Genomic DNA, 18,560 nt, shown 5'->3' on the forward strand with positions numbered 1-18,560 from the left:
TTCACACCGCCGTGAGGAAAGACACGCCAACTGCACCGTAGAAACCCTCTGCTTTTTGCGGACCTTCACTGACTGCGCCGTAGTCGTCATCCAGTACACGACGCAGGCGATAGCGGTGGAAGCTGCCAAGCAGGTCGCGCATCGGAATGACCTGGTTGTAGGCGCTGCCATACAGCTCGGCGTGCAGCGCGGGGAGGCGATACCAGGGCGCGACGGGTTTCTCGTGGTGGGCGTTGTGGTAGGGAAAGTTGAGCAGCAGCAGGTTGAGCGACGGCCAACGGGCGGACACCACGTTGCTGTAGGTATTGAGCTGTTCGTAGGCGCGGTCGCGTGGCTTGTCTTCGGGTACCTGGCCGTCTTCCAGCACGGCGAAGGCGTCGTAGGTGTGCTGGTAGGCGTCGGCAAAGCGCAGCACGGTGACCATCAGCAACCAGGCCACGGCATACAGCGCCAGGGCTTTGAGCGATAACCAACCGAGCAGGGCGAACAGCAGTGCCCGGATCAGCATGACGCGGGCGACTTTGCCGCGCCGGGCACGGTGCTTCTCGTTAGTGGTCACGAAGGGCAGCACGATTACGTAGAGGTGCATGATCAGCTCGACCGCTGGCACGTAGGCCCACTCCAGCGCGATGACCAGCTTCTGGAACCACACGGGGCGCGCCTTGAGAAAGGCCTTGCTGTCGAAGGTGATCACATCGGCACGGTCGACGTGGTGACGCATGTGCTTTTTGCGCAAGTCCTGGAAATCGGCGTAGCAGCTGCCGGCCAGCCAGCTGCAGGCGTTGCCGGCCCACTGGTTGTGCTTGGGCACACTGAAAATGGTGCCGTGGGCAAACTCGTGGATCAGGTAGGCAGCGATGATCATCGCGTGAGCGAGCAACAGCGTGCCCAGGGCATTGAGCCAGGCATTGGCCGGGAACAGCAGTCCCAGGCCGGCAAGGTAGCCGAGCAGGGTGTAGGTCATGGCCAGGCTGTTCGGCACGCGGCCATCGGCATATCGGTAGAGCGGTTTGCGCGTTTGCATATCGGTCTCCTACCGGCGAGCGGTGGCTCGCCCGGCATGCACTACTTGGCGAGCGTCTCGATGAACTGGGCGTCGTAGGTGTTGCTGAAGTCCGGCATGGCCGGGATCTGTCCGTTGTCGACCAGCAGCTTGGCGATGATCGCGCCGCTGCCATGGAAAGAATGGGTGTCGTCTCCGGGGGCGAAGCTCTTGCCCATTTCAGCGAGCGGAATGTTGTAGGCGCCGGACATCTGCTCGGTGGCTTCCTCGGCGCTGACGCCCAGCACTTCACCAATGATCTCTGCCGACTCCTCGGGGTGCGCCTGCATATAGGCGAGGCCGTCGAGGTAGCCCTGGATCATCGCCTTGATGGCTTCCGGCTTCTTGGCGATTACCGCCTCGTCGAACACCAGCACGTCTGTGATCAGGCCGGGCGCGTCCTTGGAGGAATACACCACCTTGAACTTATCGCCGCTGCCCATGGAGAGGATCTGCGAAACGTTGGGTTCGTAGGTCACGCCGACCGGCAGATTGCCAGAGGCCATGGCGCCGGGAATGCCTTCGGGCGTCATGTTGACTGGATCGATGTCCTTCTCGGTCATTCCGTTCTGCTGCAGCGCATAGGCGAGCAGGAAGTCAGAAGGTGACAGCGGGTTGTAACCCACCTTCTTGCCTTTGAAATCGGCCACAGAGTTGATCGAAGCGTCGGCGACGATGGCGTCACCACCGTTGGAAAAGTCGATGGGCATCACCACGCGGTGCTTGAGGCCCTTGGCGACCGAGGCCACCACCTGGTCATAGGTGAGCATGCCGCCGTCCAGAGCGCGGCTGAGCATCGCGGTGGGGATCAGCGCCGGGTCATTGAAGAACTGCAGTTCGACATCCAGGCCGTGGGGCTTGAACAGGTCTTTCTTGTCGGCGACGTAGAAGGGGCCATAACCGGCCCATACCACAGTGCCGATTTTCATCGTTTCCGCGGCTTGAGCCGCCAGCGGAGCAAATATCGTCGCGGCCGCCAGCGTGGCGCCAAGCAAGGTGTGGTGCAGCGAACGCAGCAGTGGTCCAGTCATGATGTAGCTCCTACACAGTGGAAGAACCGGCACGGGATGACATCGCGTCCTCCCGGGCTTTTATCCCGCCGTGTAGTCCCAATCCGTGGGACCGGAAAACTCTCGGACCAGCGCTCACCCTGTGAGCCGGAACCCTAGTTCGCCTGTTGTGTTGCTCCTGTGTGCCGAGCGTCATGAGCGTGGTGGCGACTCATCCCGTTCTATCTGGGATGAGCAGGTTGCGTGCCATCTTTATCTGGTTGATTTTTTCTAAATGGATTCAATTAGTTGGCTGGCATATCTCGACCGATTGTCACGCTATGGCCGTAACCGGGCTGCGCTCAAATGGTGAGTTGTGCGCTGCAATGGTGCCCCGTTGGTCGTAACAGGGGAGGAGCGTGACGGACGTCATCAGGGGGCAGAACGAGGCATAAACTGGGAGCGACGGGTGCCTCGTGGCGTTCTGCGGCGGTGTGCTGGGCTCAAGCAATTGCTGGCATGACGTCCTGCGTCATGCCAGCAATTCAATACTGGCGGTCGGCGTTACGCCGGCACCGGCACATCCTCAGGCAGCAGTTGCTTGTCCTTCAGTGCCCGCCAGAACGCGGCCGGTATCTCGGCTTCGAACTGCTGCACATACTGCGCCGGACGCTTCGGGTTGCTGGTGCCGGGGATGGCTGACAGCACCGCTGGATGGGCCAGGCAGAACTGCAACGCTGCGGCACGGATATCGACGCCGATCTCGCCGCACACGGCCTCGATCGCCTGGGTCTTCTTGCGGATCGCCTCGGGTGCGTCGGCATAGTCGTAGTGCTCGCCGCCGGCCAGCACACCGGAGTTGAAGGGGCCACCGACGACGATGCCGACGCCACGCTCCACGCACTGTGGGAACAAGGTGTCCAGCGCTTCGCGGTGATCCAGAAGCGAGTAGCGCCCGGCTAGCAGGAATACGTCAGGGTCGGACTGCTCGAGCGCCAGACGGCAGGGCTCGACCAGGTTCACGCCCAGGCCCCAGCCGCGAATCAGGCCTTCGTCGCGCATTTGCGTTAGGGCTTTCGCCGCGCCCTGCATGGCCTGCTGGAAGTACTCGGTCCACTGCGGCCCCCATTGGTCTTCAGACACGTCATGAATGAAGGCGACATCGATTCGGTCGACCCCCATGCGCTCCAGGCTGTCTTCAATGGAGCGCCGCGCGCCGTCGGCGGAGTAATCGACGACACGCTTGTTCGGCAGCTCGTCGACAAAGGGTTTGGCGTTCTCAGGGGCATTTGCCGGCCTCAGCAGCCGACCGACCTTGGTACTCAGCACAAATTCGTCGCGTGGCTTGTGGCTGAGCAACCTCCCGAAGCGCTGTTCGGCAAGGCCCGCGCCGTAATGCGGCGAGGTGTCGTAATAGCGGATGCCCGCTTCCCAGGCGGCCTTGAGCGTCGCGTCGGCCGTGGCTTCGTCGAGTGGCTGGAACATGTTGCCCAGCGGCGCGCCGCCAAAGCCGAGAGGTGGAAGGGTGATGCGCATGGAGCCTCCTCTGATGCAGATTGAGCCGAATGTTCGGCGTCGCTTTGCATCGGAGGACGTTCAGTAAGGGATGTTCCGGCGGGGACAAAAAGGAGTGGCGATATCAATCCAGCCCAACACCGAGCCACGTCGCAGCCAGGCCGAGCGGCAGCAGATGCGAGTGGCGGTGTTCGTAGGGCCAGATCATCCGGCCCGAATGGCTGTTAGCGCCGACTCTTCATATAAGCCCGCCAGCCACCGAATTCGGTGATGTCAACGGCGCCGTCCAAGCCATAGGGCTCGCAGATGAAGCCGGTTTCCCAGCGGCCGTCGGCCAGCTGCACCTTGCCCAGCCCCAACGGCGCGGGGATGCCGGTGAGAAAAGAGCCCAGTTCGCTGCTGGGAATGTCCCAGACTTCCACTTCGATGGCGGCTCCGCCTTCGGCAACCCTTAGCATGCCAGGGCGAAACGGTGGGCCGCCAGCCAGCGCGTAGAGCTTGTAGTTCGCTGAGCTGTAGGTGGCTTCCAGCAGCCGACCATTGCGCTGCTTGAGCTGCCCGTTCAGCGGCAGACCGTCCAGATGCGCGCCGCAGACAACCACGCGGGCCCGGTCATTGCGCGCCGGATGTGTCGGCGCGGCTTTGGTGATGGGCTGGCCGCCGACCAGGGGGATTACGGTGCCTCGCTGCAGTGCGTCGGCCAGGCTCAGCAGGTACTGGTCGGTGAACACGCGACCGAACAGGGTTACCCCCCACGGCAGGCCGCTCTGCATTGTGCCGGCAGGCACCGCTACGGCGGAATAGTCGAGCATGTTCATGAAGTTGGTGTAATAGCCCAGATCCGAGTTGCGCTTGACCGGTTCGGCGTGCAGCTCGTCCAGGGTGACCGGTCGCGGGTAGGCAGGCGTGAGGATGCAGTCGACCTCAGCCATGATCCGGTCGCAGATTGCCTTGAGCTGCTGCAGCCGATATTGCGCGCGGAACAGCTGAACCGCGGTGGTGCCGGGCGCCTTTTCCAGTACAGCCTTGATCACCGGCAGCACGGCGTCCGGTTGTTGCTCGATCAGCTCGCCGGCGACGCTGTAGCGTTCTGCGACCCAGGGCCCCTCATACAGCAAGCGCGCTGCCTCAAGGAACGGCTGGAAGTCGATTTCGACCGGCTCGCCCCCAAGGGCCTGTAGATGCTCGATGGTGGCAGCGAACAGCGCCGGGCTTTCTGGGCAGCCGAGAAACTCCAGCCCGCTTGGCACGCCGAAGCGGAAGGTAGCGATCTTGCCGAAGGCCGAACCGTCGTTCCATGCCGGGTTGGCGCGGCTGTATTCGTCACGCGGATCGAGCCTGGCGGTCAGGGCGAGAAGCTGGCTGGCTTCGGCTGCGGTCGCGGTGAAAAAGGTGACGCAATCCAGCGTGCGGCACGCCGGCACGACGCCTGCGGTGGAGATCAGTCCTTTGCTGGCCTTGAGGCCGACCAGGTTGTTCAGCGCCGCCGGCACCCGACCGGAGCCGGCGGTGTCGGTGCCCAGCGCAAAGCTGCAAATGCCCAGCGCGACGGCGAGTGACGAGCCGGCACTGGAGCCGCCCGACGGGTAAGCCGGGTGCACGCTGTTACGGCATTCACCATAGGGCGAGCGGGTACCGTTGAGGCCGGTGGCGAACTGGTCGAGGTTGGTCTTGCCCAGCGGGACCGCGCCAAGGGCAATCAGCTGCTCGACGATGGTGGCGCTGGTTTCGGGCGTGTAGGCAAAGGCCGGGCAGGCGGCTGTGGTAGGAATGCCGGCCAGATCAATGTTGTCCTTGATCGCAAAGGGGATGCCGTACAGCGGCAGATCTTCCGGGGATTTACTGTCCAGGGCGGCGAGGTAGGGCTCCAGTTCATCCTCTGTTAGCAGATGAATGAAGAGATTGAATTCGGCTTGCAGGGCGGTGGCTTGCTCGTGCACTGCAGCGATAAGGTTGCGCGGTGACAGCTGGGCGCTGGAGTAAGCCGTGCGCAGTGTGTCGAGGCGTAGATCGAAGTCGATGGTCACGTTGTATTCCTCGTAGGGTGGAAACGGCAAAGCCTTTCCCACCGCAATGTTCGTTGCCGACCCGTTGGGCCTGTTGGTGGATCGGTGAAGCGTGATCCACCCTGCGGTTATCTGTGCGTTGGTCCTGGGGCGTTACGCGCCCTCAATCACTACCACGCGCTGTCCGGCGCGCACTGGCGAGCCGGGTTGCACACGGACTTCCTTGATCACGCCGGAAACAGGGGCGGTGAGCGGGATTTCCATCTTCATGCTTTCCAGGATCACCAGCACGTCGCCGGCTTCCACCCGTGCGCCCTCGGCCACCGAGACCTGCCAGAGGTTGCCGGCAATGTGGCTTTCGATACCGTGCTCGCCGGCGCCGAGCGGGGCGTCTTCACCGAGTTCAGCGGCGACTTCCTCGCTCTCGAAGTGCGCCTGGCCTGAGGCGATCCAGCGTTGGCGTTCGGCGTCGAACGCGGCGCGCTGCTGGCTGCGAAAGGCGTCAATGCCTTCGGCTTCCTTCGCCAGAAAGTCCTGATAGTCGGACAGGCGCAGCTCACTCTCTTCGATCTTCAGCGGGTAGCGGCCCAGGGGGAAATCGCGGCGGATCTTCAAGAGCTCTTCGGCAGAAACCGGGTGGAAGCGAATCTGGTCAAAGAAGCGCAGCAGCCAGGGCTTGCCGCCGAAGGCCTCCACAGCGCGGTAGCGGTTCCACATCTGCAGGGTGCGGCCGACGAACTGGTAGCCACCCGGACCTTCCATGCCGTAGACGCACATGTAGGCGCCACCGATGCCCACGGAGTTTTCCGCAGTCCAGGTGCGTGCCGGGTTGTACTTAGTGGTGACCAGCCGATGCCTTGGGTCGAGCGGCGTCGCGACCGGGGCGCCGAGGTAGACATCACCGAGGCCCATCACCAGATAGCTGGCTTCGAACACCGTGCGATGCACTTCGTCGAGGTTTGGCAAATCGTTGATGCGGCGGATGAATTCCAGGTTGCTCGGGCACCAGGGCGCATCCTTGCGTACGGTGGTCATGTATTTTTCGATGGCCAACTGACAGGCCGGGTCGTCCCAGGACAACGGCAGGTAAACGGTTCGCGAGGGGACTTTCAGGTCGCGGGCGGCGCACACCGCGTCCCATTCGCCCTCGACGATGTCGAGCAACGTCCGCAACGGCAGGGTTTCTGGCTGGTAATGGACCTGCAGGGAGCGAATGCCGGGGGTGAGGTCGATTACGCCGTCGAGGTTCTTCGCCTCCAGCGCCTGCATCAGCGCATGGCCACGAAAGCGCAGAACAAGATCCAGTTCAGGCGCGCCGATTTCCAGCAACAGGTGGGTGTCGCCGGAGAGGCGGGCGACCAGCCGGGTATCGTCCTCACCTAGATCGAGGACGATGGGCGAGGTGAGCGCTTGCGCACTTGTAGAAACGACGGTGCCGCTCTGACTGCCACGAAGCGCACATTCGTCGCTCAGCGCCTTCGCCAGCTGCCGCGCGGTGGTCACCTCCACTGGTACGAAACGCACCTTGTCGCCAGCCTTGAGCTGGCCCATCTGCCAGAGGTCGGCCTCAATGATGGTCACCGGGCAGACGAAGCCGCCGAGGCTCGGGCCGTCCGGACCGAGTATTACCGGCATGTCGCCGGTGAAATCCACCGCGCCGATGGCGTAGGGGTTGTCGTGGATGTTCGACGGGTGCAGGCCGGCCTCGCCACCGCTGTCGCGTACCCACTCGGGTTTCGGGCCGATCAAGCGCACGCCGGTCCGGCTTGAGTTGAAATGGACTTCCCAGTTGGTGGTGAAGAATTTGTCGATATAGCCTTCGGTGAAATACTCCGGTGCACCATGTGGGCCGTAGATCACACGGATCTCGCGCACTGCGGGCAAGGCTGAGCACAGTTCCAGCGGCAGGCTTGCGCCAACGCTGTCGTCAGCCAGTTCGGGAAGGTGCAGCACGTCACCGGCCCGCAAAGCGCGCCCGGAATGGCCGCCGAACTGGCCGAGGGTGAAGGTGCTCTTGCTGCCCAGATAATCGGGCACCTGCAGTCCGCCGCGTACGCTTAGGTAGCTGCGCGCACCCGCACCGGCGATGGTGCCGAGCGCAAGCGTGCTGCCAGCCTTGACCAGAATCGCGGTGCACATCGGTTGCTCGATGTCGTCGAGTTTCACTGGAATGTCAGCGCCGGTTACTGCGACTACCGCATCGGTATTGAAGCGCAGGATCGGCCCGCTCATGGTGACTTCCAGGCCTGCGGCATCGGCCGGATTGCCCAGCAGCGCATTGCCCAGGCGCAGCGCACGGCTGTCCATCGGACCGGACGGTGGCACGCCGACAGCCCAGTAGCCGAGCCGTCCGGGGAAGTCCTGCACGGTGGTCTGGGTGCCAGCTGCGAGCACCTCGAAGGTGGCGGCTTGGTAAGTCAACCCTTCCAGGCAGCGGGTCCAGGGATTGCCTTCGGCAAAGGGCGCATAGGCGAGGATCTGGCGCAGGTAGTCGCGGTTGGTCTCGAGGCCATAGAGCAGGGTGTCGGCTAAAGCCTGATCGAGCGCAGCGTGGGCCGCTTCACGGGTCGGCGCATGGGTGATGAGCTTGGCGATCATCGGGTCAAAGTAGGGCGGAATCTCGCAGCCAGCCTCGACCCAGGTGTCGATGCGCAGAGCCTTGCGATCTGACTCGGGGAAATTCACGGCGGTCAGCAGGCCCGGACTCGGTTGGAAGTCGCGGCCCGGGTCTTCGGCGTAGAGGCGTGCCTGGACGGCATGGCCGCTGGGATTCAAGTCTTTCGCCAGTGCCGACAAAGGTGCCAGATCGCCGGCGGCCAGTTCGATCATCCAGCGCACCAGGTCGACGCCCCAGACTTGCTCGGTCACGCCGTGTTCGACCTGCAGGCGGGTGTTCACTTCGAGGAAGTAGAAGCGCTCGGCCTCGGCGTCATAGACAAACTCGACGGTACCAGCGCTGCGGTAGTTCACCGCCTTGGCCAGCTTGATGGCGGCTTCGCACAGGGCCTCAGCCATACCGGTCGGCAGGTTCGGTGCCGGTGTTTCTTCCAGCACTTTCTGGTTGCGCCGCTGCACCGAGCAGTCGCGAACGCCCAGTGCGATCACCTCGCCCTCGCCGTCACCAAATACCTGCACTTCCAGATGGCGGGCGCGCTGAATGTATTTTTCGATGAACACACCCGAATCGCTGAAATTGTTCTGCCCCAGGCGTTTAACTGCGTCGAAGGCATCCGACAGCTCCTCGGCCGAGCGGCATACGCGCATGCCAATGCCGCCGCCGCCAGCCGTGCTCTTGAGCATGACGGGATAACCGACCTGTTGGCCGGCTTCCAGCGCGGCTTCGAGGCTCTCCAGCAGTTCGGTGCCTTCCAGCATCGGCACGCCGTGCTGCTTGGCCAGCGCTCGGGCGGTGTGCTTGAGCCCGAACACCCGAAGCTGCTCGGGAGTCGGCCCGACAAAGGCGATGCCGGCGGCCTCGCACGCCTCGGCAAAGGCGGCATTCTCGGAAAGAAAACCGTAGCCGGGATGAATCGCCGTCGCACCGGTGGCCTGCGCGATACCGAGGATCTTGTCGACCACCAGATATGTGTTCGATGCAGCGCCTTCACCGAGGCTATGGGCTTCATCAGCCTGCTGGATGTGCAAGCTGGCGGCATCCGCTTCTGAATAGACGGCCACGCCTTTTACGTCCAGGGCACGCAGCGTGTGCAGAATGCGGCAGGCGATGGCGCCGCGGTTGGCGATCAAGAGTTTGTCGAACATCTTCATTCCCTCAGGGGGAGGCGGGCCGTCCCGCTTTCTTTCGTCGTCGCCCCCGGTCGTCCAGGGACTGAATCGTCTGTAGGGTGGTTTCAGCGAAGCGGCGGGCCGCTGTCTGGGGCTGTGCGAGTGGTTTTCGCAGGTGCTGAGTCGGGCGCATCCGGGACATGCGTTGCAGGCCGCTGGCCGGCGCGCGCCTGCATCAGGGGCAGCACATAACGCTGCAGCAGCGGCATCAGTCCCATACCAGTACCTCGGCCGGCGTGGGATTCCAGCCGTTGCACGGGTTGTTTAGCTGTGGGCAGTTTGAAATCAGCACGATCACGTCCTGCTCGGCTTTCAGCTCAACGTATTTGCCCGGGGCGGAGATACCGTCCTCGAAGGTCAGGCTGCCATCGGGCGTGACCGGAACGTTCATGAAGAAGTTGATGTTGGCGCCGACATCGCGTTTCTCCAGGCGACCGTCATGCAGGCTGGCCCGCAGGAAATTGTCGCGGCAGCTGTGCATGTAGCGCTTGTCCAGTGCGTAGCGCACCACGTTGCTCTCCTGTGCACAGGCGCCGCCGAGGGTGTCGTGGCGACCGCAGGTGTCGGCAACGATGGTTAGCAGCGGGTTGCCGAGGTTGGAGTAGAGCACCGTGCCGGTGGTGAGGTAGACATTGTTCTGCTTGCGCAGGGTGCGCTGGGGGTCATACCGCTCACGCGGGTTCGTGGCACTGAAGAACAGTGTATCGACCGCCTGATTGCCCTCAAGGTCGAGCAGGCGCAGGGTCTGGCCGGCCTTCACTTCGAACAGATAAGGCTCGCCCGCCGGGATCATATGGCAAAAGGTGGCAGCCTCGGGGTGCAAGTTGCTTTCGTGGATGGTCATGTTGGCGCCCCCTCAGATGTAGAGTCGTTCGGTGTTGTGGAAGCCGCGGGCATTCTCCGGGCGCGATGTGCGGCAAAGGACGCTGATACCGTCGCTGTCGACGCGGTGCCAGCTGAGCTGCACGGGTTTTGGTGCGTACTCGGGATTCGGGTCCATTGGGTGCTGCAAGCTGGTGAGCACTACCAGCGTGTCCATTGGCGCGTACAGCTCGAGATAGTCGCCGGCTTTGCTGTTGCCGAACTCGAAGCCGAAACTGCCATTGGCGTCGACGGTGACCTTGCTGAACAGGTTGAGGGTCATCAACAGATCCTGCAGGTTCAGGTTCCACTTGCCCATTTCCACCAGCAGGTTGTCTGTGCCGTTGCGGAAGAAGCCGTTACGCAGCTCCTGATAGCGACCCTGGCCGTATTTCTCGGCGACTTCGTCTGCGTTCAGTACGCCACCGAAACTGTCATGCCAGCCGCAGGTGTCAGCCGTGATGCAGGCCAGGACCCGGCCCATGTCCGAATACAGGCAGTGGCCGGCGGTGAGTTTGGCGGTGTGCTGACACTTCAGGGTGTCCGGCAGGTTGAGGCGCTCGCTTTTTTCGTAAGCGTTGAACATCAGCAGGCTGACGTTGGCGCCGCCTTCGAGATCGGTCAGACGCAGCAACTGACCGCGCTTGAGGATGAAAGAAGTGTGGCCGCCGCCGGGAACGAGTTCCTCGTACAGCGTGGGGCGAATGGCGAGTGAAGCACTCATGTCAGGCTCCTTGATTGTCGGTGTGCAGATGGCCCAGGTGCGTCGACAGGTCGCCAACAGAGGCGCGCGCAACCTGGCGATCGGTGTTCAGCGGGATGTCGTAAGTGACGCGTGCGCCATAGGCGCCGGGGGCGTGCGGATCAAGGCGGGTCTTGTCGAACACCAGAATGCGCGTGCCAAGGGTGAAGCCCTCGGAGAGGTCGTGGGTGACCATGAACACGGTCAGTCGGGTTTCACACCAGAGTTCCAGCAGCAGCTCGTGCATGTCCTTGCGAATACCGGGATCAAGCGCGCCAAACGGCTCGTCTAGCAACAGCACGCGGGGCTTCATCACCAGTGCCTGGGCGATGGCCAGGCGTTGCTGCATGCCGCCGGAGAGCTGCGCCGGGTACTTGTCCAGCGAGTGTCCAAGGCCCACCTTGCGCAGGATCACTTCGGCCTGCTCGCGTGCTTCGCGCTTGCTGCGGCCGAACAGCCTGCCCAGTAGCGGGGCCTTGGGCAGCTCCAGGCCGAGGGCGACGTTGTCCAGCACCGACAGATGCGGAAACACCGAATAACGTTGAAATACGACGCCGCGGCTGGCGTCCGGCTCTCCGGCGATGGGGGCGTCGTCGAGCAGGATTTCGCCCCGGCTGGGCCGTTCCTGGCCGAGCAACAGGCGTAGAAAGGTAGATTTCCCACAGCCGGAGGCGCCGACCAGGGTGCAGAATTCACCTTCATTGACGCTCAGGTTCAGGCGTTCCAGCACTATCTGATCGCCATATTCCTGCCAGACGTTATTGACTCGTATGAATGGTTTGGCTGGCTGTTCGCCTACCGTGCGGATGACATCGCTCATGCCTTGGCTCCGTCGTACCAGGGGAAGGCCAGCTGGGTGAGCTTGCGCAGACCGAAATCCATGCTCCAGGCGAGCAGGGTGATCCAGGCCACATACGGCAGGATCACGTCCATTGCCAGATAACGGCGAACCAGAAAGATGCGGTAACCCAGACCGTCAGTGGATGCGATGGCCTCGGCGGCGATCAGAAACAGCCAGGCCGAACCCAGCACCAGGCGCAGCGCGATCAACAGCCGCGGCAGCAGTTGCGGCAGCACCACGCGCAGGATCAGCGTCCAGGTGTTGGCACCGAGCGTCTGTGCCTTGATCAGCAACTCCGGCGGCAACTCTCGAGCGCGCTGCTCCAGATCCCGCGCCAGAACCGGGGTGACGCCAATGACGATGAGCATGACTTTGGACAGCTCGCCGAGGCCAAAGACGATGAACAGAATCGGCAGGATTGCCAGCGGCGGAACCATCGACAGCACCGTCAGCAACGGCGACAGAGGTGCGCTGAACAGCGGCAGCGTTCCAGCCGCAACACCGAGGCACAAGCCGGCAACCGCTGCAATGCCGAGGCCGACACCCAGCCGTTTGAGACTGGACGCGGTGTCCTGCCAGAACAGGTAGTCGCCGCTGCGTTTGTCCGGGGTGAACGCGAGGCGCTCCACTGCACTGGACATCTGCGTGAAGCTGGGCAGGAGCTTGTCGTTGGGGTTGGTTTCAAGCCGTTGTGCAGAGCTGGTCAGGTAGGTGAACAGCAAGATGGCAAAGGGCAGGATTACCAGCAGCGTCCAGCCGGTGCGGCCGGGAACGCGATTGATCAGACGCATGGGGAGTACCCCCTTTTGAGTGGGGGGTGTTGCCGCGGGCCGGTCGTCTTGTCGAATCCGAGCGGTGGCATATAAGGGCCTCCAGTGAGTGGGCATAGCAAAGGAGCTGCGTGTCGAACGCCGTCTCCCGGGCTTTTATCCCGCCGTGTAACCTCACTGGAGGTCGCCAACTCTCGGACCAGCCACTCGCAACGCGAGCCGGAACCCTAGTCGGCTATTTCTAAATTTGTCTCGTCCCTGAGCCGCAGCTTCCTGGCATAAGTGGTTTTGCAAGAGCGGTGCCAAGCGCAGAGCCGCCTGGTTTGGGCCATTGCCACGCTGGCGGGCAGCTCTGGCGCGCCTTGATGGTGCAATGCGCGCGTAGCGTGCTTCCTTTCGAAGCATCGATTTGGAATAGGCGGCAGCTCAGGTGGGGCCGGGCGAAGTCGGGCTTCGCCAGTAGTAATGTCCGTCGTTCTGACGTATCCCAAGAAATGCGCGCTTCACTGCGCCGTCAGGCACGCCGAGCCCGCTCAGTTATGGCGCTAATCTGCGTCGCCACGTTGTGGCCGCACCAGGATATATAGCCGGTCCCAGATCATGTTGTCGTACGCGAAGCGAACGCTGAGCGTTTAATCGGGATCGGGTGCGCATAGGCGTAAGCGTTAACCGGCAGCCGGAACGTTTTGCCGAGCCGATTAGTGTCGCTTGATAGTGGTTTGGGTATTTGGAGTACAGGAGGGGGTGCGAATCTGCCGACTTATTCGGTTTCTACAGATGCGGAGTTCATAAGGCGCGGTCCTGGACCGGAGCGACGCGTTGGAATCAGGTGGGGATAGAGCAGGGTGGGAGGGTCCGAGCAGGCGCTGCGTCCGCGAGGACGTCAGCGGCCCGGTTTCCTGGATGCAGTGACTTAGTTCACTGCGTCCTTCAGCGACTTGCCTGGCTTGAAGCCTGGCAGCTTTGCTGCGGAGATCTTGATCGTTGCACCTGTCTGCGGATTGCGGCCGTCACGGGCTGCGCGCTCTTTGACAGCAAAGGTGCCGAAGCCGACGAGCGTCACGCTGTCGCCGTTCTGCAGGGTGTTGGTCACGCTTTCGGTGAAGGCATCCAGCACACGAGTGGCAGTGCTCTTCGGTACATCGGCGGAGGCGGCGATCGCTTCAATCAACTCGGCTTTATTCACGGGTGTGGCTCCAGATTGGAATGGGTGGTCAGTATAAGCAGCGTCTTGCCCTGTCGCCTGCGGCAAATTTCCTCTTTTTCAAAAATATCCCGTGCGGGGCGACAAATCACTTGGTTGCCTGATCCAGACGCTTTTGTCTGGACATCGAAATTTTGGCTCCGGTTCATTGCCCTCCCGACCATTGGTAGCTTGCTGTCTGCTGGATGCGCCATAGCACCCGTCACGCAGCATGGAACACATGGTTCGAGATCTGAAGGCAGTAACCGTCTATTCACAGGCTGATTGGCTCGTCTTCAACTTCAATAATGGACGTCGATGCCGATCTCCAGAGGCTTGTCGCCTGGCACATCGAACCGGCTATCCTCGAACGCCGGCGGGCCCATCACCTTGGGGTTATTGGACAAGCCATAGCCTTCGGTGGGAAACATGCCAAACCTGAGGTCCAATTCGCCGTTAGCGTTTTCGTCGTGGTAGGCCATCACGGCGTAATCACCGGCAGGAACGTCTTCGAACAGCACGGTGACAGTTCCGGCCTTGGCCGGCGACTCGCTGGAGGCGAATGCCTGGTCCGCTTTACGGAATGTCTTCGGGTCGGAGAACAAAGCCACGCGAACAGTGCCGCGATCGTGCTCGATGTTGTTGAGTTTGACTGTCAACGGCTGGCCATCGGCGAAAGCCGCTTGACCTATCACCATTGTTACCAAAGTTAGCGCTACGCGCAGTGTCATGGGATTCGCTCCTGGTCGACGTGTTTATCGAATGAATCGAGGGCGGGCGCACCAAGCTGCCCAAAATGTCTGGCGATAGTGCCGTGCTTCTAACGGATCGGCCAGCCAAACGGCTGACCAGTCAGTCTCGTCTTGTATCGAATGACGCCGCCGTGGCTCCACGAACGCAGCAATGCGATGCTAGGCGCCAAACGACCTATCGACCGAGCCCGCATGAACAAGACCCATCTTCAGACGCTGATAATCGACAAGCTGCAGGCCGATCTGGCTGTTGCAAAGGATGCACTGAAGGCCTCACACGAGGCGGCGACGCACGCCGAAAGCAAAGCGGAGAACAAGTACGACACCCGAGGATTGGAAGCCGCCTACCTGGCCGTTGGGCAACGGAAGCGCGTTCACGAAATAGAGAAAGCGATCTCAAGCTACCAAAACCTGCCCGTACGATCGCATCGCAATGAAGCCATCACCCTGGGCGCGTTGGTTTCGCTGGAGTCCGCTGACAGTTGCCGTTGGGTATTTCTGGGACCAGATGCCGCTGGGCTGAGTGTGACGGTTGAAGGCGAAGAGGTGCTGGTGATCTCTCCGCGTTCGCCTCTGGGCAGGGCGCTGCTGGGCTGCGAGGAAGGTGATGAAGCCGAGATCAAGGTCGAGGGACAGTCCCTTCGATACAGCCTAGTCAGCGTCAGCTGACTAATCTTCCAGCGCGCAAGGCGCTGAAGAGATCGTAAGATTACGTTATCTATTTAAATCAGGAAGATAGGGTTCCTATCTAGTGTCGGTTGTACGCTTTATAAACCGATATGCTGCGTAGGCTTGAACGGCGCAAGATCATCCGATAATCAACATTAGTAAAATGATTCAACCTACTGATATTTAATAATAAAGCCTTTAAAAGACGACGAGCTCAAGCTGCGCGGCTTTCGAATCGAACTTGGCGAAATCTAAGCCAATCTGCGGCGCATCGATGGCGTGCAGGATGCTGCGGTGCGGTTGCAGGGTGAAGGGGACGAGGCGTGCCTGGTCGGTTATGTGGAGACACGTGCCGAAGGTGCGCCCGGTCGGGTTCAGATTCGCCGAGCACTGCACTTAAGCCTGCCGCACTACATGATTCCGAGTCGCATCGTCCTGTTGGAATCACTGCCGAAAACACCGAGCGGCAAGATCGACCGCAAGCGTCTGCCCGAACCGGCCTGATTGGTAATCTCTACCCCGTAGCCAAGCGGCCACGGGGTGTATCTACGTCAGTTCTTTGCGACTGGCTCGGCGTTCTTTTTGCCGACGATGGACTCTACATCTTCGATAACCTGCAGAGCAGCCATCGGCCCACCCAGGGAGGTCCACAAGGATCCATCAACGGCGGCGAAACGCTTGGCCTGAATCGCGGAAAGCTGACGGAAGGCCGGAGTTTCTTCCGCCTGGCGGAGCGCCTCGACCGCTTCACCGCTGGTAGCCAGCGTACCGATCACCAGCCAGTCCGCATCCAGCAGTTCAAGCGATTCAAGGCTGAGCGCCATGGAATGGGTATGGCCGGGATCCTGCTGGTGAGCTGGGCGTACCAGGCCAACATCTTCAACGACGGTGCTGGAGAAGGCGTCTTTGAACATGTAGGACGGACCCTTAGGGTTCCAGCGAACAATGCTGAACGTCTCGCCTTGATGATCCTTCAGATTCTCACGTGCTTCGGCTACCCGCGTTTCGTATCGGTTAAGAAAGGCCTTGGCTTCAGCGTCCTTGTTCAGGACGTGCGCCGTTCGCTGCATGCTGGCTCGCCAAGGTTCCGCCCATTTGAAAGTCACGACCGTGGGCGCGATTTCGTTGAGGATCGCCAACTGCTCTGGCTTGGCCGGCCCGGTGAGGATCAGGTCCGGCTCCAGCTCCAGCAGCGTTTCCAGGTTGGGGTTGTCCAGGTCTCCGACGACCTTGATGCTGGACGGCACCTTGCCTTCCAGATAACGCGGCGGTGCAGCCTGGCCGCGACCGTTGACGGTGCCTATCGGTGTCACACCCAGCGTCAGCGCCGTATCCAGATCGATCTCGTTAAGCGTGACAACGCGCTCAGGCATGGCTGGCACGGTAACGGTGTTGCCGAACGCATCTTCGACCTCGCGGGTGGCGGCTTGCGCACTGAGGGTCATCAGCCCCGCTAAAAGCGCGATGGTGAGATGCCAGGGGGTTCGTTTGATCATTGGGTCGTGTCCTTTTCAACGGGTTCGGGCACCGCTGGGGTGCGGGTGGCTGATGGTGCTGAGGAAGGATGCGCAGACGCTGCGAGCGAACGGCGACGTGGGACGATCACCGGAGCGCCGTCACCAGGCGCAGGCAGAATGTCCACCTCGGTCTGATAAAGGCGGTCCACCAGCGCTTTGGTCATCGCCTCGCGTGCTGGCCCCATTGCTTGAATCTGCCCGTCGGCGAGTGCAATCAGGTCGTCGCAATAGCGCGCGGCGATGCCCAGGTCATGGATGACGATCAGTACCGTGCGGCCTTCGGCTGCGATTCGGTGGACTGCCTCCATGACTTCGGCCTGGTGGCCGATATCCAGTGCGCTGGTGGGCTCGTCGAGCAGAATCAGATCGGTGTTCTGCGCCAGGATCATGGCTAGCCACGCTCGCTGCGCCTGGCCGCCGGAGAGTGAGGACGCCTGGCGATGCCAGATGGCGTCGAGCTGCATGGCGGTACGTGCGCGGGCGACCTGGTGCGCATCCTCATCAGTCCACTGGTTGAACCAGCCTTGATGCGGATGCCGGCCGTACTGCACCAACTGCTCGACACGAATTCCTTCGGCCATCACGGGGCGCTGCGGGAGAAACGCCAGCTGACGAGCCAGACTTTTCATCGAGTAACGGGAAAGCGACTGCCCGTGCACGTGGATTTCGCCACGTTGCAACGGAAGCTGACGCGCCAATAGCTTGAGCAGGGTGGATTTGCCGCTGCCGTTGGGCCCGACGATTCCGATCAACCGGCCCTTGGGCAGTGAGAAAGTGAGGTCGTCCAGGACCACCTTGTCCTGATAGGCGAAATGAAGGTGTTCGACGCTCAGTACCGTCATCAGTCAGCTCCTCGTCTGTCCTTGAGCAGCAATGCCAGCAGCAGGATGCCGCCAAGTAGCCGTGTCATGATGCCGGTGGGGATCTCTGCCGGCTGCGCCAGTACCCGAACCAGAGTGTCACTGCCCAACAGCAGGACCGCTCCGCAAAGAGCCGATAGCCAAAGTGGGGCCAGGTTATCGCGCGCCAGCCACGAAGCCAGAATGGGGGCTGCCATGGCGATAAACACCACTGGCCCGCCAATCGCTGTACCCAGCGAGGCCACTAGAATGGCCAGGCCCAGCACGCCGAGCTGTACCAGCGGCACGCGGATGCCCAGGTTCTGTGCAGTGGCGTCGCCAAAACGCAGCAAGGCCAGGGGGCGGTTGACCAAGGCCATCAGCGGACACAGTGCGAGCAGCACCATGGCGATTGGGTTGACGGTCTGGTAGCTGACGCCAGCGAAGTGCCCCATGGTCCAGAGATAGAGACTGCCCAGGTGCACCAGCGGTTGAGTGGACATGGCGAAGTCACCGATCGCCCCGAGTAGTTCCGACAGTGCGATACCGATGACTATGAACAGATAGCCTTGCTCACCGGGGCGCCGACACAGGGTGAACAACGCCACAGCGGCCAGCACCGCGCCCAGCGGTGAAGCCCACCAGGGCCAGCTACCTAGCGTCAGGTACAGGGAAAAACCCACTACTGCCAGGGAGGCGCCTTCGTTCACACCGATCATGTCTGGTGTCGCCAGACGATTGCGCACCAGTGTCTGTATCAGGCAGCCCGCCATGCCCATGGCGAGGCCGGCAACGATGGCGGCTGCCACCCGCGGCATACGGATCTTGAACACCATGATCTCGTGCAGCTTGCTGCCATTGCCGAGCAGGGTGGCGATCACATCTTGTAGGCCCATCTTGCCTGAACCCAGGCTGATCGCCAGCGTAGCCAGTACGGTAAGCAACAGGGTCAGCAGGCCACACATCAGCCAGTTGCGGCGATGCAGCAGCAGGCTCAGGCCGCCGATGCGCAGGGCCCATACGCCACTGGGAGTGGTTGATTCCATTC

The 18,560-nt window shown here is 61.9% G+C and carries 16 protein-coding genes and 2 riboswitches; of the genes, 2 read left to right on the top strand and 14 right to left on the bottom strand.

The genetic code is table 11. The features are described 5' to 3' along the window. Position 1 precedes the first annotated feature (1 nt). The 11 genes from CXK96_RS03540 to CXK96_RS03590 all read right to left on the bottom strand — a co-directional run bounded on the left by CXK96_RS03540 (position 2) and on the right by CXK96_RS03590 (position 14,466). A complete protein-coding gene (locus CXK96_RS03540; RefSeq protein ID WP_102835127.1) occupies positions 2–1,024 on the bottom strand; it encodes a fatty acid desaturase family protein in 1,023 nt (340 codons plus the stop codon). A 41-nt stretch (positions 1,025–1,065) separates the two neighbouring features. Next, entirely contained in the window at positions 1,066–2,073 is a 1,008-nt protein-coding gene (locus CXK96_RS03545) for an ABC transporter substrate-binding protein (RefSeq protein WP_102835128.1), read from the bottom strand. A 47-nt stretch (positions 2,074–2,120) separates the two neighbouring features. After that, positions 2,121–2,222, bottom strand: a riboswitch (guanidine-I (ykkC/yxkD leader). A 373-nt stretch (positions 2,223–2,595) separates the two neighbouring features. Beyond that, positions 2,596–3,567 (bottom strand): aldo/keto reductase, encoded by a 972-nt coding sequence (locus CXK96_RS03550; RefSeq protein ID WP_102835129.1) that lies wholly within the window; start codon positions 3,565–3,567, stop codon positions 2,596–2,598. Between the two features lie 203 nt (positions 3,568–3,770). Further along, on the bottom strand, positions 3,771–5,573 hold the full coding sequence (atzF, locus tag CXK96_RS03555; RefSeq protein ID WP_102835494.1) for an allophanate hydrolase: 1,803 nt from the start codon (positions 5,571–5,573) through the stop codon (positions 3,771–3,773). A gap of 132 nt (positions 5,574–5,705) precedes the next feature. Beyond that, positions 5,706–9,314, bottom strand: a complete 3,609-nt coding sequence (gene uca, locus CXK96_RS03560) for an urea carboxylase (RefSeq protein WP_102835495.1) — start codon at positions 9,312–9,314, stop codon at positions 5,706–5,708. A 232-nt stretch (positions 9,315–9,546) separates the two neighbouring features. After that, positions 9,547–10,182, bottom strand: a complete 636-nt coding sequence (locus CXK96_RS03565; protein ID WP_102835130.1) for an urea amidolyase associated protein UAAP2 — start codon at positions 10,180–10,182, stop codon at positions 9,547–9,549. A 12-nt stretch (positions 10,183–10,194) separates the two neighbouring features. Then, positions 10,195–10,923 (bottom strand): urea amidolyase associated protein UAAP1, encoded by a 729-nt coding sequence (locus CXK96_RS03570; protein ID WP_102835131.1) that lies wholly within the window; start codon positions 10,921–10,923, stop codon positions 10,195–10,197. 1 nt (position 10,924) lies between these two features. Next, positions 10,925–11,761 carry an ABC transporter ATP-binding protein gene (locus CXK96_RS03575; RefSeq protein ID WP_102835132.1) on the bottom strand — a complete coding sequence of 279 codons (837 nt, stop codon included), beginning with the start codon at positions 11,759–11,761 and terminating at the stop codon, positions 10,925–10,927. Further along, complete coding sequence (locus CXK96_RS03580) at positions 11,758–12,573, bottom strand: ABC transporter permease (RefSeq protein WP_102835133.1); 816 nt, start codon at positions 12,571–12,573, stop codon at positions 11,758–11,760. Before CXK96_RS03580 ends, CXK96_RS03575 begins: the two co-directional genes overlap by 4 nt. Before the next feature lie 122 nt (positions 12,574–12,695). Next, positions 12,696–12,794, bottom strand: a riboswitch (guanidine-I (ykkC/yxkD leader). Positions 12,795–13,465: 671 nt separating this feature from the next. Further along, entirely contained in the window at positions 13,466–13,738 is a 273-nt protein-coding gene (locus CXK96_RS03585) for an HU family DNA-binding protein (protein ID WP_019339665.1), read from the bottom strand. A 299-nt stretch (positions 13,739–14,037) separates the two neighbouring features. Beyond that, positions 14,038–14,466 (bottom strand): DUF2141 domain-containing protein, encoded by a 429-nt coding sequence (locus tag CXK96_RS03590; protein ID WP_102835134.1) that lies wholly within the window; start codon positions 14,464–14,466, stop codon positions 14,038–14,040. A 213-nt stretch (positions 14,467–14,679) separates the two neighbouring features. Here CXK96_RS03590 and CXK96_RS03595 point away from each other — a divergent pair, with 213 nt between their 5' ends. Together CXK96_RS03595 and CXK96_RS03600 are read left to right on the top strand one after the other, a co-directional pair. Further along, positions 14,680–15,156, top strand: coding sequence for a GreA/GreB family elongation factor (locus CXK96_RS03595; RefSeq protein ID WP_102835135.1), 477 nt, complete (start codon positions 14,680–14,682; stop codon positions 15,154–15,156). Positions 15,157–15,426: 270 nt separating this feature from the next. Beyond that, a complete protein-coding gene (locus CXK96_RS03600; protein ID WP_272867943.1) occupies positions 15,427–15,660 on the top strand; it encodes an AMP-binding enzyme in 234 nt (77 codons plus the stop codon). Between the two features lie 47 nt (positions 15,661–15,707). On the opposite strand, the gene CXK96_RS03605 is transcribed toward CXK96_RS03600, so the two are convergent. The 3 genes from CXK96_RS03605 to CXK96_RS03615 are packed head-to-tail and all read right to left on the bottom strand — an operon-like array spanning position 15,708 to position 18,558. Continuing rightward, positions 15,708–16,652, bottom strand: coding sequence for an iron-siderophore ABC transporter substrate-binding protein (locus CXK96_RS03605; protein ID WP_102835136.1), 945 nt, complete (start codon positions 16,650–16,652; stop codon positions 15,708–15,710). Beyond that, a complete protein-coding gene (locus tag CXK96_RS03610) occupies positions 16,649–17,515 on the bottom strand; it encodes an ABC transporter ATP-binding protein (RefSeq protein WP_102835137.1) in 867 nt (288 codons plus the stop codon). Before CXK96_RS03610 ends, CXK96_RS03605 begins: the two co-directional genes overlap by 4 nt. Further along, positions 17,515–18,558: a FecCD family ABC transporter permease gene (locus tag CXK96_RS03615; RefSeq protein WP_102835138.1), complete on the bottom strand. Its 1,044-nt coding sequence runs from the start codon at positions 18,556–18,558 to the stop codon at positions 17,515–17,517. Before CXK96_RS03615 ends, CXK96_RS03610 begins: the two co-directional genes overlap by 1 nt. Positions 18,559–18,560 lie beyond the last annotated feature (2 nt).

It is taken from the genome of Stutzerimonas stutzeri, from assembly GCF_002890895.1.
Lineage (GTDB): Bacteria > Pseudomonadota > Gammaproteobacteria > Pseudomonadales > Pseudomonadaceae > Stutzerimonas > Stutzerimonas stutzeri_AB.

Bases quoted from the DNA above. Each gene is read 5' to 3' on its own strand.
- CXK96_RS03540 (WP_102835127.1), bottom strand. From the start codon at position 1,024: ATGCAAACGCGCAAACCGCTCTACCGATATGCCGATGGCCGCGTGCCG.
- CXK96_RS03545 (WP_102835128.1), bottom strand. From the start codon at position 2,073: ATGACTGGACCACTGCTGCGTTCGCTGCACCACACCTTGCTTGGCGCC.
- CXK96_RS03550 (WP_102835129.1), bottom strand. From the start codon at position 3,567: ATGCGCATCACCCTTCCACCTCTCGGCTTTGGCGGCGCGCCGCTGGGC.
- uca (WP_102835495.1), bottom strand. From the start codon at position 9,314: ATGTTCGACAAACTCTTGATCGCCAACCGCGGCGCCATCGCCTGCCGC.
- CXK96_RS03565 (WP_102835130.1), bottom strand. From the start codon at position 10,182: ATGACCATCCACGAAAGCAACTTGCACCCCGAGGCTGCCACCTTTTGC.
- CXK96_RS03570 (WP_102835131.1), bottom strand. From the start codon at position 10,923: ATGAGTGCTTCACTCGCCATTCGCCCCACGCTGTACGAGGAACTCGTT.
- CXK96_RS03575 (WP_102835132.1), bottom strand. From the start codon at position 11,761: ATGAGCGATGTCATCCGCACGGTAGGCGAACAGCCAGCCAAACCATTC.
- CXK96_RS03580 (WP_102835133.1), bottom strand. From the start codon at position 12,573: ATGCGTCTGATCAATCGCGTTCCCGGCCGCACCGGCTGGACGCTGCTG.
- CXK96_RS03590 (WP_102835134.1), bottom strand. From the start codon at position 14,466: ATGACACTGCGCGTAGCGCTAACTTTGGTAACAATGGTGATAGGTCAA.
- CXK96_RS03595 (WP_102835135.1), top strand. From the start codon at position 14,680: ATGAACAAGACCCATCTTCAGACGCTGATAATCGACAAGCTGCAGGCC.
- CXK96_RS03605 (WP_102835136.1), bottom strand. From the start codon at position 16,652: ATGATCAAACGAACCCCCTGGCATCTCACCATCGCGCTTTTAGCGGGG.
- CXK96_RS03610 (WP_102835137.1), bottom strand. From the start codon at position 17,515: ATGACGGTACTGAGCGTCGAACACCTTCATTTCGCCTATCAGGACAAG.
- CXK96_RS03615 (WP_102835138.1), bottom strand. From the start codon at position 18,558: ATGGAATCAACCACTCCCAGTGGCGTATGGGCCCTGCGCATCGGCGGC.